At 56.4% G+C, this 13,577-nt stretch carries 15 protein-coding genes; 12 read left to right on the forward strand and 3 right to left on the reverse strand.

The features are described 5' to 3' along the window. The first annotated feature begins 9 nt into the window (after positions 1 to 9). From ACQRCJ_RS07150 to ACQRCJ_RS07180, 7 genes are all read left to right on the forward strand, one after another. Complete coding sequence (locus tag ACQRCJ_RS07150) at positions 10 to 198, forward strand: hypothetical protein (protein WP_168936249.1); 189 nt, start codon at positions 10 to 12, stop codon at positions 196 to 198. A 46-nt stretch (positions 199 to 244) separates the two neighbouring features. Next, positions 245 to 646 (forward strand): hypothetical protein, encoded by a 402-nt coding sequence (locus ACQRCJ_RS07155; RefSeq protein WP_168936248.1) that lies wholly within the window; start codon positions 245 to 247, stop codon positions 644 to 646. Positions 647 to 664: 18 nt separating this feature from the next. Continuing rightward, entirely contained in the window at positions 665 to 1,603 is a 939-nt protein-coding gene (locus ACQRCJ_RS07160; protein ID WP_427799554.1) for a hypothetical protein, read from the forward strand. Between the two features lie 78 nt (positions 1,604 to 1,681). Next, positions 1,682 to 1,957: a hypothetical protein gene (locus ACQRCJ_RS07165; protein WP_427799555.1), complete on the forward strand. Its 276-nt coding sequence runs from the start codon at positions 1,682 to 1,684 to the stop codon at positions 1,955 to 1,957. A 17-nt stretch (positions 1,958 to 1,974) separates the two neighbouring features. Then, on the forward strand, positions 1,975 to 2,418 hold the full coding sequence (locus ACQRCJ_RS07170) for a hypothetical protein (protein WP_168936245.1): 444 nt from the start codon (positions 1,975 to 1,977) through the stop codon (positions 2,416 to 2,418). 15 nt (positions 2,419 to 2,433) lie between these two features. Then, on the forward strand, positions 2,434 to 3,210 hold the full coding sequence (locus ACQRCJ_RS07175; protein ID WP_427799556.1) for a hypothetical protein: 777 nt from the start codon (positions 2,434 to 2,436) through the stop codon (positions 3,208 to 3,210). Between the two features lie 3 nt (positions 3,211 to 3,213). Beyond that, complete coding sequence (locus ACQRCJ_RS07180; RefSeq protein ID WP_427799557.1) at positions 3,214 to 3,813, forward strand: hypothetical protein; 600 nt, start codon at positions 3,214 to 3,216, stop codon at positions 3,811 to 3,813. Here ACQRCJ_RS07180 and ACQRCJ_RS07185 read toward each other — a convergent pair. Then, complete coding sequence (locus ACQRCJ_RS07185; protein ID WP_427799558.1) at positions 3,799 to 5,025, reverse strand: type II toxin-antitoxin system HipA family toxin; 1,227 nt, start codon at positions 5,023 to 5,025, stop codon at positions 3,799 to 3,801. The genes ACQRCJ_RS07180 and ACQRCJ_RS07185 overlap by 15 nt on opposite strands. Further along, positions 5,012 to 5,245: a type II toxin-antitoxin system Y4mF family antitoxin gene (locus ACQRCJ_RS07190; RefSeq protein WP_427799559.1), complete on the reverse strand. Its 234-nt coding sequence runs from the start codon at positions 5,243 to 5,245 to the stop codon at positions 5,012 to 5,014. The genes ACQRCJ_RS07185 and ACQRCJ_RS07190 overlap by 14 nt, the downstream gene beginning before the upstream one ends. 229 nt (positions 5,246 to 5,474) lie before the next feature. Here ACQRCJ_RS07190 and ACQRCJ_RS07195 point away from each other — a divergent pair, with 229 nt between their 5' ends. Both ACQRCJ_RS07195 and ACQRCJ_RS07200 read left to right on the forward strand, forming a co-directional pair. After that, positions 5,475 to 5,795, forward strand: a complete 321-nt coding sequence (locus ACQRCJ_RS07195; RefSeq protein ID WP_427799560.1) for a helix-turn-helix domain-containing protein — start codon at positions 5,475 to 5,477, stop codon at positions 5,793 to 5,795. Beyond that, a complete protein-coding gene (locus ACQRCJ_RS07200) occupies positions 5,792 to 6,907 on the forward strand; it encodes a type II toxin-antitoxin system HipA family toxin (protein WP_427799561.1) in 1,116 nt (371 codons plus the stop codon). The genes ACQRCJ_RS07195 and ACQRCJ_RS07200 overlap by 4 nt, the downstream gene beginning before the upstream one ends. A gap of 219 nt (positions 6,908 to 7,126) precedes the next feature. Here the strand turns inward: ACQRCJ_RS07200 and ACQRCJ_RS07205 are convergent, their stop codons facing one another. Next, positions 7,127 to 7,396, reverse strand: coding sequence for a DUF1778 domain-containing protein (locus ACQRCJ_RS07205; protein ID WP_427799562.1), 270 nt, complete (start codon positions 7,394 to 7,396; stop codon positions 7,127 to 7,129). A gap of 182 nt (positions 7,397 to 7,578) precedes the next feature. Here ACQRCJ_RS07205 and ACQRCJ_RS07210 point away from each other — a divergent pair, with 182 nt between their 5' ends. The 3 genes from ACQRCJ_RS07210 to ACQRCJ_RS07220 all read left to right on the forward strand — a co-directional run. After that, positions 7,579 to 9,522: a hypothetical protein gene (locus ACQRCJ_RS07210; RefSeq protein ID WP_427799563.1), complete on the forward strand. Its 1,944-nt coding sequence runs from the start codon at positions 7,579 to 7,581 to the stop codon at positions 9,520 to 9,522. Positions 9,523 to 9,536: 14 nt separating this feature from the next. After that, positions 9,537 to 10,259: a hypothetical protein gene (locus ACQRCJ_RS07215; RefSeq protein ID WP_168936520.1), complete on the forward strand. Its 723-nt coding sequence runs from the start codon at positions 9,537 to 9,539 to the stop codon at positions 10,257 to 10,259. Positions 10,260 to 10,646: 387 nt separating this feature from the next. Then, the coding region (locus ACQRCJ_RS07220; RefSeq protein ID WP_427799564.1) for a beta strand repeat-containing protein at positions 10,647 to 13,577 on the forward strand (2,931 nt) is incomplete at its 3' end.

Below are 13,577 nucleotides of genomic sequence, written 5' to 3' on the forward strand. Positions count from 1 at the left end.
GGTGAGCAAATGAGTACGCAGACAAATACCACAGCCGACGCCCTGATGGGTCTTGCCGACGCTTTTGAAAAAGTCGCCATGGCCATCGAGGAACAGGAAGCCAACGAGAAGACCGCGGGCTACCAGGGCGACTACGGGAGCCTCGGCGGTTCGGCGATCACCGACGGCGACGCTCTGACGAATTTCCTGCTGAGCTGATGCGCCCAGGAAACCGATACACAACAAAACAGACAAGGATATCGACATGTATAACGTTCGCAAAGGCTGGCCTTCCAACGCCGCCATCGACGAAGTCCTGAAGGCGGACACCGGCGCCGTTATCTCCGACGGCATGATCGTCACCGTCACCGACGGCAAGATCAAGCCCGCCAGCTTCACCGCCGCCGCCCAGGCCACCGACCCCATGTGCGCCTTCGTCATCGGCCATGAAAAAGTGCGCGGCACCTACACCGGTCTGATGCACCAGATCGTCATCGAGGTGGACAACGCCCACTACGCCGCCGACACCTACGCTGCCAACGATGCGCTTACCGCCAAGGACGGCAAGTTCGCCAAGGCCTCCGCCGGTGAAAAAGTGCTGGGCCGTGTCCTGCAATACGACGCCACCTCCGGCCTGATGCGTGTCATGTGGCACGAGGCCCGCTAAGGCCAAAGGAGCAACACCATGAATATCGAGACCACCAAAGTGAGCACCGAGCTGATCAACAGCTCGTTCTGCGACAAGGTCTTCAATGGCCAGATCAAGGAGGCCATGGAGAACTCCTCGCTGTATATCCGCCAGAAGCTGTACGAAGACGGCATCCTGCGCCGCCTGTTCGAATCACGCACCGTGACCTCCGACGAGCTGGATCCCATCGTGGAACCCGACGGTGTCAGCACGGACGACCAGCCCTCCATCATCTGTGAAATCGAACCTGATGCCTCCCAGGCCACCTTCGTGCCGTTCAAGGGTACGGGCGAACGCCGTTACTTCAACGGCAAGCGCTTCCGCATCCCCTTCGGCAAGATCGAGGCCGAGCGCATCACCAAGTCCAAGTTCGAGCTGATGACCATCCGCATGCCCATCACCGACTGGCTGAAGGAAAACCAGGTCAAGATGATCCAGGAGGAAGAGGACAGCAAGTTCATCGATACCCTCAACGAGATCGTCGAGGACAACGCCGCCGGCCAGAAGGTCACCGTCACCACCTCGACGGCCGCCAACACCTTCAAGGACGCCTTCGCCGAAGGCATGAAGGCCATGACCCGCCTGCGCCTGCCCCTGGGCAAGGTGCTGATGCACAAGAACACCTACATCGACAGCTTGAAGCTGAAGACCGAGGACATCGGCTTCGCTCCCCAGGAAGCCCGCTTCAACCGCGGTGTCGAAGGTGAAGACACCTTCCTGGGCCTGCCGGTGGTCACCACCATCAAGGACAACCTGGTGAAGGAAAACGAGCTGTTCTTCTTCACGCAGCCGGAGTTCTTCATCAAGTTCTTCTTCCTGCAGGATGCCACCCTGTTCATGAAGACCGAAGCGGACCTGATCCACTTCCACACTTACGAAGCCCCCGGCCTTGGTATCGGCAACACCAGGGGCGTGGTCAAAATCACCCTCGAGTAGCCGCCCCTCCACAGAAACGCCGGCGGGCACTCTCCACCCGCCGGCGTTTCCCAACGCAAAAAAGCAAAGGGAATACCGATGATCGTCAATATCTCCAGTGCCCCCGTCGTGATCGGACGCTTCCGCATCCTTCCCGGTGCCAAGTTCCCCGATGTGCCGAAGACGTCCGAAGAAACGCTGGCCGTGGAAAAGCTTCTGAAGAAAGGCATCCTTAAGGAGACCGCGCCCAAGGAAAGCGGCGCTCCCAAGCCGGCGCAGGCCGCCAAGGGCACTGACAAGGCCCAGGCACCCAAGGCCGAGACCGCAAAGCCTGAAGCACCCAAGCCCGAAGCCGCAAAGTCCGAGAACAAGTAGCCCGACGGGGAATCCTCATGCTGTCTGTTGAAGACATCCGCACCTACGCCAAAGACACGCCGGAATACAACGTGCTCCTTGAGGGCGAGTACCAGTCCGTCAAAAAGCTTGTCGAACTGGCCATGAAGCTCACCGTGGGCGACTTCAACATCGTGGCCCCGGTGACGGGCTACACACTTGAGGATTTCCCTTCGGACACCGTCATGCTCTACGGCGTCCTGCACCATCTTGCCAATGGTGAGGCGGAACGCCAGCTCCGCAACCAGGTCACCTACAACGCCCAGGGGCTCAACGCGGGCATCGACGACAAGTTCCCGCAGTACAACCAGCTCGCGCAGTATTACAAAGGCCTCTTCGACCAGAAGCTGCGCGAGTTCAAGATGTACATCAACCAGGAAAAAGCCTGGGGCGGCAGCTTCTCCCCCTACATGGCCATCAACGAATACCGCTTCCGTAACTAGGCGCCGGTGTGATCAATGGCTGACGATACGCAAAGCGCACCTGTTCTAACCGGCAAAACCAAGCTGGAAAAGCACGCGTCGCAGAAGAACGAACCACAGAAGAGCGAGTCGCAAAAGCCCGCGGACGTCTCTCCCATTTTCCGTGACGGCGTGCAGGCGAGCCTCGATTTTGGCGCGGACACGAAGCACGATGCTTCCGGCAGCGTCACGTTCGGCCCTGAGCGTGAAGCCGTACCGTTCAATTACGGCCACCACACGAATTACAACTACCTCAAGGGCTACTCGAAAAAGATCCTCAAGGACCTCATCAAGACAGCCCGCATGTACAACGGGCAGCATGCTTCCATCTACAAGGTCGCGGGCGGCGAACGCTGCACGAAATGTACGAACCTGGTGACCGGTGAACGGCTGCTCACGAACTGCCCTGTCTGCCACGGGACAGGATTCCTTAAGAACTGGGAATATCTTGGGGATTTCTGGACGCTGGTCGACTTCGGGCCGGGCTACCGTATCGCGACGCCCTTGGGCAATACGGAAAACCCCAACGGCACCAAGGAACAGATAATCATCCTGGGCGCTCCCATCCTGGAAGACCAGGCCCTCATCATTTTCGAGGAGCCCCAGGAAGTCTTCAAGATATACGATGTGGAACCGCATATCGTGGCCATGCGCGGCGACGTCATAGCCCAGATAGCGTCGGCTGCCGCGGTGACCTACGGCAGCGAGGAATACAAGCTCACCAAGTGGCGCAAGCCGGGTCAAGAGCCGGTCAGACCGGTGGACGGAAGGTGACGTATGACGATCAGGCCCATCGGCAATCCCATCATCCCGTATGACACACCGCTCCATGTGGTGGAGCTTTTCCTCCAGATCCTCAAGATCACCTTCGAGGAGCTGCCTGAAGATTATCCCTACCGCTACGTCCGGGACGACTTCGACCAATCGGGCGTCGCCTTCGACGTCGCCCTGAACAAAGACTCGGAAGTCTACGGCAAAAAGCCTCTTGTCGTCGTCTCGCGCGGCATGCAAGGGGCAGGGCCCACCGTCGTCGGCGACCTGGCCCACGTCAATCTGCCGACACATCTCAAAACCGGCTCGAACCTCGTCACGAGCTCCATCAATATCCAGGTGGTCAGCAAGACGAAGGCCGAGGTCGAGATCATAGCCCAGCACATCTTCAGCCTGATGCTCATGTGCCGTACCCATATGCCGAAGCTGCTGGGCATCCACATGGTCGATTCCATCAGCCTGTCTGAAGTGACCAAGATGGAAGATGACGACACGATCTTCCACGCCCAGATGAATTTCAGCTATTCCATCCAGTACAAGTGGACGCAGGAAACGAAGAACGAAGTGCTGCGTGGTATTGCGACGAAGATCCTAGGATTGGACTAAACGCGTGATGAGGCTCTCAGCTCTTTTTTGAACCACATCCGCAATGACAAATCCGATAGAATAGCCCAACTCCTGAGCGCATTCTTTGGCAAGTTGTCCAGCTTTTGAGGCCATATCCAAAATTATGTGCCTCAGACCAGAATGATTGACACCGATATCACGTGCCATTTTCTCAATATGCTGTCTGTTCACCCACTTAAAATCATATGTTCCTCCGAATTTCATAGCCATATCACCATTACGAAATTGCTGATATATTTCTGTTGAAACAAGGTCGTATAGCGGTGCAAGTACTGTTGTCCCATCTATGTGATGCAATAAAGAAAAATTTTTGGCATGGGCATCATTATTACCGATTAAAAGATTGAATATAACAGCTCGTGTAAATGCATTAACGGCTTCCGCAGGATTTGTGGTGTGCTCACGCAAGAGTGAATAGCACTCTTTGTATCCTGGACCGCCATTTGATTGATATTTGTCATTTGGTACATAGCCAAGAGCCTGACAAAAATCCTCTTGATGGACACGGTGACCGTCAAGACGATCATATCGTTCAACGAGAAGAAATGTCCCTGCTTCATGCTTCAAAACAGAAGTTTTGGCTACCGCGAGCTTGAGCTTCCCAGCAAGCCTGGCACAGAAACATTCGTTATACACAAGATCTTCAAGGTCTGTACGGCCGGGCTTGATGATATGTGTGCTTGGTGTATTTTCATCAGGTACGCCAAAATACTCACCGTCGTGGCAGAGTGTAAGCTTGCACATGGCACCGGCCAGCGAAAGGCGAACCTGATCGCCTGGCGCAAGCAAAGAGAGCGTGGAGAGGTTGTGAAGCACCTTGGAAAATTCATCCGGTGATAGCCAAACGACTTGTTGGCCTTCCACAAGAGGTACCATTCCGGCAGGCAGAATGGAGACAGCACCGGCACAATCACCTCCAATCGCATTGGCCAGCTTGATATCATTGTTGCGGGAGATGTTCAGCCTGTCCGCTACGATATCACGAGAACTTTCTTCAGGAAGAACTCCGGCGAAGAACGGGCGCGCATCCTGATAGGAAAATTCCTCTGTGCGCAGAGGCAGAGAGCAGGACAGCGCGATACCACCTTGCAGAAGGTATTCCTGTGCATATCGAAAAGTGAATCTGTCGTTGTTGTCACTGTGGATACGCCCAGCCAGGGTTCCGTGAAGAAACACATCAAGATCTATCACTATTCCACCTCAATAGAAGGGCACCGCCAAGGACTGCCACCACTTGCAGGACCTTTTCAAGCTGCACGGTCGGCTTGCCGGATTCCAAATCACTGAGGAAGCGAATGCCGACACCTGCCGCGAAGGCGACATCAGCCTGTGTGAGTTTGTGCTTTTTGCGCTCCTTGCGAAGCGCCGCACCAAGTGCTTGCGCTGATGTGCAGGCGGCGTGCTTTTCCATAGTATGCTCTCCTCACGCAAAAATATTCCCGTTCGGGAAAATTCACAAGAAAAAACACAAAATATTCCCGAACGGGAATAAAAAAGCCAAGCGACGAATCAAAGCGTCTCCTGCTGCTTCCATTTTTTGAAAAAACGCCGGGGGAAGCGCTTTAATTATCAATAAAATATTGACGTTTATACCGTTAAAATGTATTTTATTACTCAAATATTATTATTTGAGGTATGAAATGCATATCCATCCGGCACTCCAGACGCCCTACGATGTCCAGCGCGAACTTGCCGCCAGAGCCAGAGCCCGCCGACTGGAACTGAATATCACACAGGCAGAACTTGCAGAGCGTTCCGGCGTAAGTCTCGGAAGCCTGCGGCGTTTTGAAACGACGGGTGAGGTGTCTCTTCGTGCCTTTCTTGAACTGGCATTCATCCTCGGCGAGTTGAAGGAATTCTCCGCTCTCTTCCGCCCGCTGCGGACTGTTTCTCTCTTTGAAGAACCACCGCGCCCCCGCCAGAGAAGCAGAAAAAAGGCCAACGCCAGGAAGATCCTGTGAGAGTCCGTGTCTTCCTCAACCATCTTGGTTCGCGTCTTCCTGTCGGCATTCTTGCGCAGACAGAGCAAGGGATACTTTTCGAGTACCATCCGGATTTTTTAGAGCGTGGCATTCCGCTCTCCCCCTATATGCTGCCACTCCGTCCTGGAGCGTTCTTCGACGACAAGCGGACCTTCGACGGCCTTTTCGGAGTCTTCAACGACAGCCTTCCCGACGGCTGGGGCCTGCTCCTGCTTGATCGCTTACTGGCAAAAAAAGGACGCTCGCTTGCACAGGTCAGCCCGCTGGAACGTCTGACGCTTGTGGGGAGCAACGCCCTGGGGGCGCTCGAGTACGAACCGGACGCCTCACCAGACAAGGAGAATACTTCGTTCGACCTGGACACTCTGGCCGAGGAATCGCGGTATATTCTCAAGGAACGCGAGTACCGTGGAGAGTATCTCGATGACCTGCTGCGGCTGAACGGATCGCTCGCGGGCGCACGGCCCAAGATCATGCTCTCGATACCGGACGAAGATGGCACACTCCAGCCGTGGATCATCAAATTCCGTGCTCTGGAAGACCGGCCAGACGCAGGCCTTGTGGAGTACCAGCACTCACTGGCGGCGCGTCTGGCCGGACTGGACATGCCGGAAACAAGGCTCTTTCCTTCGAGGAACGGCGAGGGATATTTCGGTATCCGACGCTTCGACCGTCGCGACGGACTGAAGATACATACGCACACGGCCTGCGGCCTCCTGCATGCCTCGCACCGCATCCCCAGTCTCGACTACGAAAATCTCATCCGTCTGACGGCCAACCTCACGCAGACCAAACGCGATGTGGAGCGTATGGTACGGCTCATGATCTTCAACGTGAAGGCAGGCAATCGGGACGACCATTCCAAAAACTTCTCGTTCTGCCTCGATGCCGAACAGGGCTGGCACCTCTCACCTGCCTACGACCTCACCCCCTGCCCCGGCATCAACGGTGAGCACTGCTCCATGGTGAACGGAAAAGGTCGGGACATCACGGACGCGGACCTTATCAAAGCCGCCTCCGTGGGAGGAGTCTGCCGGCAGAAGGTCAAAGATATGATCGGGCAGGTGATGGAGGCACTGAGAGCCGTTTGAAGTCCTTTCCAGTTACAGACCAGCTTGGCGCTGCACGCTGGTGGCTCTTGTGTTAACGGCGAGGCTCATTAGGTTTAAAAAGAGCAGGCATGGAAACTTCCGTCTCCAGACCTGCTCTTTTGACGCTTGTGTGAAGAATAATCCGTTCCGTCCTCGCCGCAACTGAATGGCTCCAGATTGTGCTGCTCTTCCAGATGGCAAGGCGCGGATATTTTCACGCTATTTCTCCCAAGGTGCAGGCGTATTCAGCAAGCGAACGAGAGCTGGATCAGGCTGTACGGGTGCGTCCAGCGCTTGCGTGAAGGCATCCCACTGCTCCTGGGAAAGCTGGAAATGCATCTTTTCCGCCAGAACGTCTTCGGCATGCCGTACGGCCAGATCCAGGATAAAGGCCGTGCGCGACTTGCCAAGCAGCCTGGCGGCGCTGTCAATGAGTGCCTTCTGCGCAGCGGGAATGCGTACGTTGATGACTTCGGTAGCCTGGCTCATATCCAACTCCTCCTTTCTGACTTCTTCTTGCTCAAGAAGATAGCAAAATTATATTTTTATCAATACAAAGTATACACACTCCTGCCCCTGAACCTTCCTGAACCCCACCCCCACCCGTCACCAATATTTCTGCAAGGCGTTTTACGCAAAAAACAACTCCAGAAATATACAGGTGACTGGCTATGGCTTATACAAGACCCATGGTGATGGTCTTCCAGGAGTACGCTGATACTTCCACGACGACGCCCTCCGCGTCGCTCCCTCCCTGTATCATCGGCCCCTGCTACCACATCGTCGATGCCGTGGAAGATGAAGGCAACTCCCTCTACGGCCACTACACCGAAGCCGGTATCGAAAACGGCTTCTTCCCCAACAACGCTCCCGGCGCGCTCATCGACGAGAAGTCAGTCTCTTTTCGTCTGAAAAATGCCCGTGTGCGCCTGTATGCCGATCTTGCGGCAGGCGCGCGCAGCACGGGAAACTGCCTCCTGTTCGATGAAGGCTACCCGAAGGGCATCCTTGTCGGCGACATCGTCCGGCTCACGGACACGACCGCGCCCGATACTCCGAAGGAGATCGGGACGGAATACCGTGTCACCACGGTCGACGACATCGCCAAAGCGCTGTTCCTGAACCGTACCCTGCCGGAAGGCAAGACGCTTGCCGTCGAGATCCTGCGCATCGTCGAGGACGTCATCCTGCCCGCCGGCAGTGACGGCATCCTGCTGGACGTCACCTCAGAACGCTTCAGCATGGTCGGCGTCACGACCCCTGTCGAAGGCCTGGAAGACGCCCCCAAGGCTTGCCGGATCAGTTCAGCCGAGCTGTACGTCGGCTACAGGGCCCTTCGCCAGGATCTTTCGGACATCCTCACGCTGTACTCCGTCGATGAGATCAGTGGCAAGCTCGGCAAGATCGTGCCGGAGAACCCCCTGGCCTTCGGCGTCAGCATCGCCATGGCCAATGCGGCTGTCGGCATCAAATGCGTCGGCGTCGACTCGGAAGACCTTGCCGGCTACACGGCGGCCAAGGATCGTCTGGAGACGCACGATCCCGTCTACGCCCTCGTGCCGCTGACGTTCGACCCGGCGGTGCTTTCCATGTTCAAGCTCCACGCCGAACAGATGTCGCAGCCGGAACGCGGCATGTGGCGTATCGCCCTTGGCTGCACGCGGCTGGTGACGGAGAAGGAGATCGCCTCCGGCACCGGCAAGGTCGGCAAGGATGGTGATGGCGACCTGGTGCGCCTGCTGTCACCGGAAGCCGCCTTCCTTTCCGGTTCCGTGGATGCGGGCGACACCCTGGTCATGACGGACGGTGATGGCGCCGAACACGAATACACGGTCTCTTCCGTCGTGGCGGAAGACCTGCTCACCGTCACCCAGTCCGCGCCCTTTGACGGGGAATTCTTCACCGAGGCCGGGGAATACAGGTTCCGTGTCCTGCACCGGCTCGACAAGCTGGATCAGGCGAAAGAGATCGCCGCCACCTCGCGTGCGTACGGCTCCAGCCGGTTCATCAACATCTGGCCTGACATCTGCATCGTCGGCGAACGCGAGCTGCCAGGGTACTACCTCGCCTGCGCCGTCGCCGGTGGTATCGGCGGCCTGCCGTCGCACTACGGCTTCACCCGCCTGTCCATCGCCGGTATCGACGGCCTGAAGAACAGCAACAGCCACTTCAACAACGACCAGCTCGATGTCATGGCGGATGGCGGCACATTCATCTTCGTGCAGGCGTCGTCTTCGGCCCCGCCCCACATCCGGCACCAGCTCACGACCGACCGCTCGACGCTTGAGATGCAGGAACTCTCCTTCGTCAAGAACTTCGACTACGTATCGTATATCTGCCGGGACACCATGAATGCCTTCATCGGGCGGTACAACATCACCCAGTCCACGCTGGCGACATTGCGCACGGCGCTGCGCGGCGCTCTTGAGACGCTGCGTCTGGATACCAGCCCCAAGATCGGCAGCCGTGTCCTGGACTACACCATCACGTCCGTCGCCCAGATGGAAGACGTTCGCGACCGCGTGGAGATGGTCGCGGAAGTGGCGTTCCCGTATCCGCTGAACACCATCGGTCTGCACCTTACGGCGGTCCACATGCGTGTGGCGAGCAACTAGGTAGGTGAATCACCATGTCATTCTCTCCCATCGACAAGATCGAATCCACAGCGCCGGTCAGGGACGAATCCTCCTGGGTCGATCAATATAAAGAAGCGTTCGTCGAGCATCAGCACGACACCTCGCAGCTCACCCTCATCCTGCCTGACGACTGTCTGGTGGTCGTGGGCCCGCCGCGTCTGTCCCACGCCAGCAGCGAGAACTCCTTCTACCCTGTGGGTTTCCTGAACAGCATCAACATCTCCGAGACCCGCAACGTGCAGCCCATGAAGGCCATCGGCTCACGCCGGCACATCTTCGCGGCCACCAACGCCCCTGTCCAGGGCTCCATCGGCCGCCTGCTCTTCCTGGGCCGCAACATGCTCAACGCCCTCTATGCCAACGCCGACTTCGGCCCCGGCATCACGGACCGCAACAGCAAGTACAACGGCTCGGCCATCTCCGACGACGGCATCTGGAACGACAACCTGGAAGAAGACATCTTCCGCGTGCCGTTCGGCATGGGCATCGTGTACAACGCGCCCGCCACCCTCGCTGACGGTTCCGTCGTTGCCGGGGCCCAGTATCTGGAAGTCTGCACGCTGCTCAACCGCAACACGGCCATCCAGTCAGGCCAGGCCATGATCATGGAACAGGTCAGTTTCATGGCCGACCGTCTTGTTCCCTGGACCTCTTACGATACCCTGGACAAAGGCGCTCTGGACGCCGTCATCGGCAGCTACGGCTCGCTCAACTAGTCTCAAACAATCCGTTCTCCCGGCATACGGGAAAAGCCCGGCACATAAAATATGTGCCGGGCTTTTTTTAAAAGAAAACAAGATGTTGAGTAATCCAAAACGGTATGGCGAAAAAGTAGACTTTTTCGCCACGTTTTCAGTGATAATAGTTCCACTCAGGTTATAAAGCAAGCTATAATAGTTTCATTTTTGTTCCGTAGAGCAATACCTTAAAATCAAAGACGATATTCTTACTATCGGTTTTTTATTCCATTCCACGGAATTTACTCAGCGGCATGCGCGTTCCTGTTCTAACCCTGTCCTGACGGTATGGCGAAAAAGTCTACTTTATCGCCACCGTCCCATGCGGACATGCGAATAATAAAACCAAGGATGGAGGATAGTTGTATGCAACTTACCAAGGGAGCCATCGGGAATCTGATCAACCGGTACAAGGCGGTGCTCAAAAAGTGCCACCTGATGAACACTTTCGGCAGCCTGGCCGTGGCCGGTATGCTGATCATGGGCGGCGCCGGTGTGGCCGGGGCTGAGGGAGCCACTGAAGGGAGCCTGCCGGAAAAACTTGAGGAGAGCAAAGATCTTAAGAGCACAGATCCTGCCTACTTCACGAAGCTCGGTTCTCAGGTTATCGATTTAAATGGCAAAAACATTTCAACGGACGTAACCGGATCCTTGGGGAATAACACCTCTGGGCAGGATGCTCTTGTCATCGTCAAATACGGCTCTGACTTAACGATCAATGACAGTATTGGTGGTGGCGGTATCACTACTGAAAAGCTCATGTGTGGGATAAAAATAACAGAGACGGGCGGCATTGCTAATGACCTAAAGGCCTCTTTAACGGTCAATGGCGGTAATATACAGGGAGCAAACTATGGCATATCCGGGAACGGGAATCGCCATAATACGGAAATTACTGTCAATGGCGGGAATATCTCTGGTGGAACATCCGGTATCTATCACCCACAAAAAGGAACTCTTACTGTGACTGGCGGAACGATTTCCGGCGTGGATACCGGGATCGAACTTCGCAGTGGTACAATAAAGGTCTCTGGCGGGACGATAGTTTCAACTGCGGATAGCTTTTCAGTAAGACCCAATGGGAATGGAACAACAACCAAGGGCGCCGCTCTGGCCATCAGCCAGCACGTAACCGACCAGGATATTAACGTCAACATCTCCGGCGGCACGTTCAAAGGCTATTATGCGCTGTTCGAAAAAGATATGCAGAATGTGCAGGGCACTATCACAATGAGCGTTACTGGCGGTGAGTTCAACGGAAAAATTTACAGCAAAACCTGTACGGATTTCATCACCGGAGGTACCTTCTCAGATCCCACAGCGCTCCATTATCTTGGAGAAGGGGCGAACGTCAATATCAAACTGCAGCAGAACTACTCCGTAGAAACAGAGGAGTGGAACAAAAAAGCCTTCGATATCGGTCCCAACCGCACAGTCGCCATGGATCTGGGCGGGTACACCTTCTCGATGACCGAGGACGATAATAACAGCGCCGGTAACATCAGCATTGCCAACGGAACGCTTAAACTTCAGGAGGGCTTGACCCTGACGGGCGGTACGCTGGACATGGTCAGCGGCAGCAAGTTGACCATTGCTGGGGACAGCAAGCTGACTATCAGCGGCGGTACCTTTGTGGCGAATGCCGACTTGCTCGTCAGCAAGACCGGAAAGGACACCTATCAAGCCAACGGGGAAAATGGCATCAACAATGACAGCATCGTCGGCACCAAGGGTAATCTGAATCTTCGCTGGTTCGACGGTGACTATACGCTGGGTGAGTACACGTCCGTCAAGAACGCCCTGTTGAATCCGTCTAGCGAAAACGCGGAGCTCACCCTCCTCAATGCCACGCTGCTGGTGGGTGATGGCGAGATACTTGTCACCGGCGCTACTCTTTCTGGTGGCACGGCTACGCTCGATACCGGTGCGAAGGTTGTCAATAATGACAGTACCAATGTTGCCAACGATGGTGCAAAAGTACCTCATACGCCTGAAAGCTACGTCTCCGTTGTCGGTAACAACAATGCCGCCAGTCCGCTTGCGGTCTCAACCATTGTGACCGACGGTAATAGCATCACGGCCAAGGGCCTGAAGGTCGACGGTCTTCCCGAGGGCTCGAAGGAAGTTACCCTGCAGGTGACCTCCTCGGGTGGCAATAACTCCACCCTCACTCTGGTGGGGGACAGCAAGGCTGACACGGGCGTCATCGACAAGGACGACAAGGCGCTGGCCACCAAGGCCGTGGTCGATAGAAATAGCACCCTGAACATGGGCCTTACCGGCAACACGCAGGATCAGGGCCTGACCCTGACGGAAGCCGATGTCACCGGTACGCTCAACGCCAACGGCGGTGTGGCCGGTACGACCTCCGAGTACGCCATCAACGCTCTGACCATGCACGACAACTCCAAGGTCAACGTGCTCAACAGCACCATGCAGATCGGCGAATTCCAGGCCAACGGCGGCACCATGTTTGTGGACCCGGCCTATGTGAAGATCGACAGCGTGGCCGGCTCCACGTTCGGCACGAAGCTGCTGGTAAGCACCGGCTCCACGGTCAACATCGGCGGCATGTCGGAAGCGGATATGCGTCAGGCCATGGAAAAGGCCGGCATGAGCGTTGGCCCCAACTTCACCGTGGGTGCCAACCAGTCCGTGCTGGTCCTGGGGCAGGCCCTCAGGCTTGGCACTGATGGCCAGATCGTGGTGGACGCCAACGTTGATGATACTGGCGCCATTCCTGGTATCACAACAGTTGCTACCGCCCACTTCGGCGATGGCTCCCTGCTGGTGGTCAACGGCAATACCCTTAATGGCGGTACTGCGGCCATTAACCTTTCTGGTGCCACAACCAAGACCCTTAACGTCGAGAACGGCGCCAAGCTGCTCATCGCTGATGCTGTTGCCGGACAAACGTATACGGTCATCAGCGGGGCGAGCAATGCGGGTGGCACGACGAATACCGCCTTCAACGGCGATGCCTATAACAGCGACACCTCCACCGGCTGGAAGGGTGATAACCTGCTGACCAGCTCCGACATGCTCACCCTGACTTCCGAAAACGGCACGGTCTTCACGGCAAAGAGCGAAGACGCCCACACCGTCTTCCCCAACCTGAGCCATGAGCTGGCCACCGCGGTCAATACGCTGTATGGCCAGAAGCTCAACAACGTCGATTCCGACCAGATGGGCGTGCGCTTCCTGAGCCGCGCCACGGACAACCGCTTCCTCGGCGCCGACAAGAACGCCGCCGCTGCCACCATTGAAAGCGCTGCCCGCATCGCCTTTGCCGGCGCT

The organism is Desulfovibrio sp. SGI.102 (assembly GCF_050314315.1).
GTDB lineage: Bacteria > Desulfobacterota > Desulfovibrionia > Desulfovibrionales > Desulfovibrionaceae > Desulfovibrio.

What these genes read in the sequence shown, in the direction of transcription:
- ACQRCJ_RS07150 (WP_168936249.1), top strand. Translation starts at nt 10, where the DNA reads ATGAGTACGCAGACAAATACCACAGCCGACGCCCTGATGGGTCTTGCC.
- ACQRCJ_RS07155 (WP_168936248.1), top strand. Translation starts at nt 245, where the DNA reads ATGTATAACGTTCGCAAAGGCTGGCCTTCCAACGCCGCCATCGACGAA.
- ACQRCJ_RS07160 (WP_427799554.1), top strand. Translation starts at nt 665, where the DNA reads ATGAATATCGAGACCACCAAAGTGAGCACCGAGCTGATCAACAGCTCG.
- ACQRCJ_RS07165 (WP_427799555.1), top strand. Translation starts at nt 1,682, where the DNA reads ATGATCGTCAATATCTCCAGTGCCCCCGTCGTGATCGGACGCTTCCGC.
- ACQRCJ_RS07170 (WP_168936245.1), top strand. Translation starts at nt 1,975, where the DNA reads ATGCTGTCTGTTGAAGACATCCGCACCTACGCCAAAGACACGCCGGAA.
- ACQRCJ_RS07175 (WP_427799556.1), top strand. Translation starts at nt 2,434, where the DNA reads ATGGCTGACGATACGCAAAGCGCACCTGTTCTAACCGGCAAAACCAAG.
- ACQRCJ_RS07180 (WP_427799557.1), top strand. Translation starts at nt 3,214, where the DNA reads ATGACGATCAGGCCCATCGGCAATCCCATCATCCCGTATGACACACCG.
- ACQRCJ_RS07190 (WP_427799559.1), bottom strand. Translation starts at nt 5,245, where the DNA reads ATGGAAAAGCACGCCGCCTGCACATCAGCGCAAGCACTTGGTGCGGCG.
- ACQRCJ_RS07195 (WP_427799560.1), top strand. Translation starts at nt 5,475, where the DNA reads ATGCATATCCATCCGGCACTCCAGACGCCCTACGATGTCCAGCGCGAA.
- ACQRCJ_RS07205 (WP_427799562.1), bottom strand. Translation starts at nt 7,396, where the DNA reads ATGAGCCAGGCTACCGAAGTCATCAACGTACGCATTCCCGCTGCGCAG.
- ACQRCJ_RS07210 (WP_427799563.1), top strand. Translation starts at nt 7,579, where the DNA reads ATGGCTTATACAAGACCCATGGTGATGGTCTTCCAGGAGTACGCTGAT.
- ACQRCJ_RS07215 (WP_168936520.1), top strand. Translation starts at nt 9,537, where the DNA reads ATGTCATTCTCTCCCATCGACAAGATCGAATCCACAGCGCCGGTCAGG.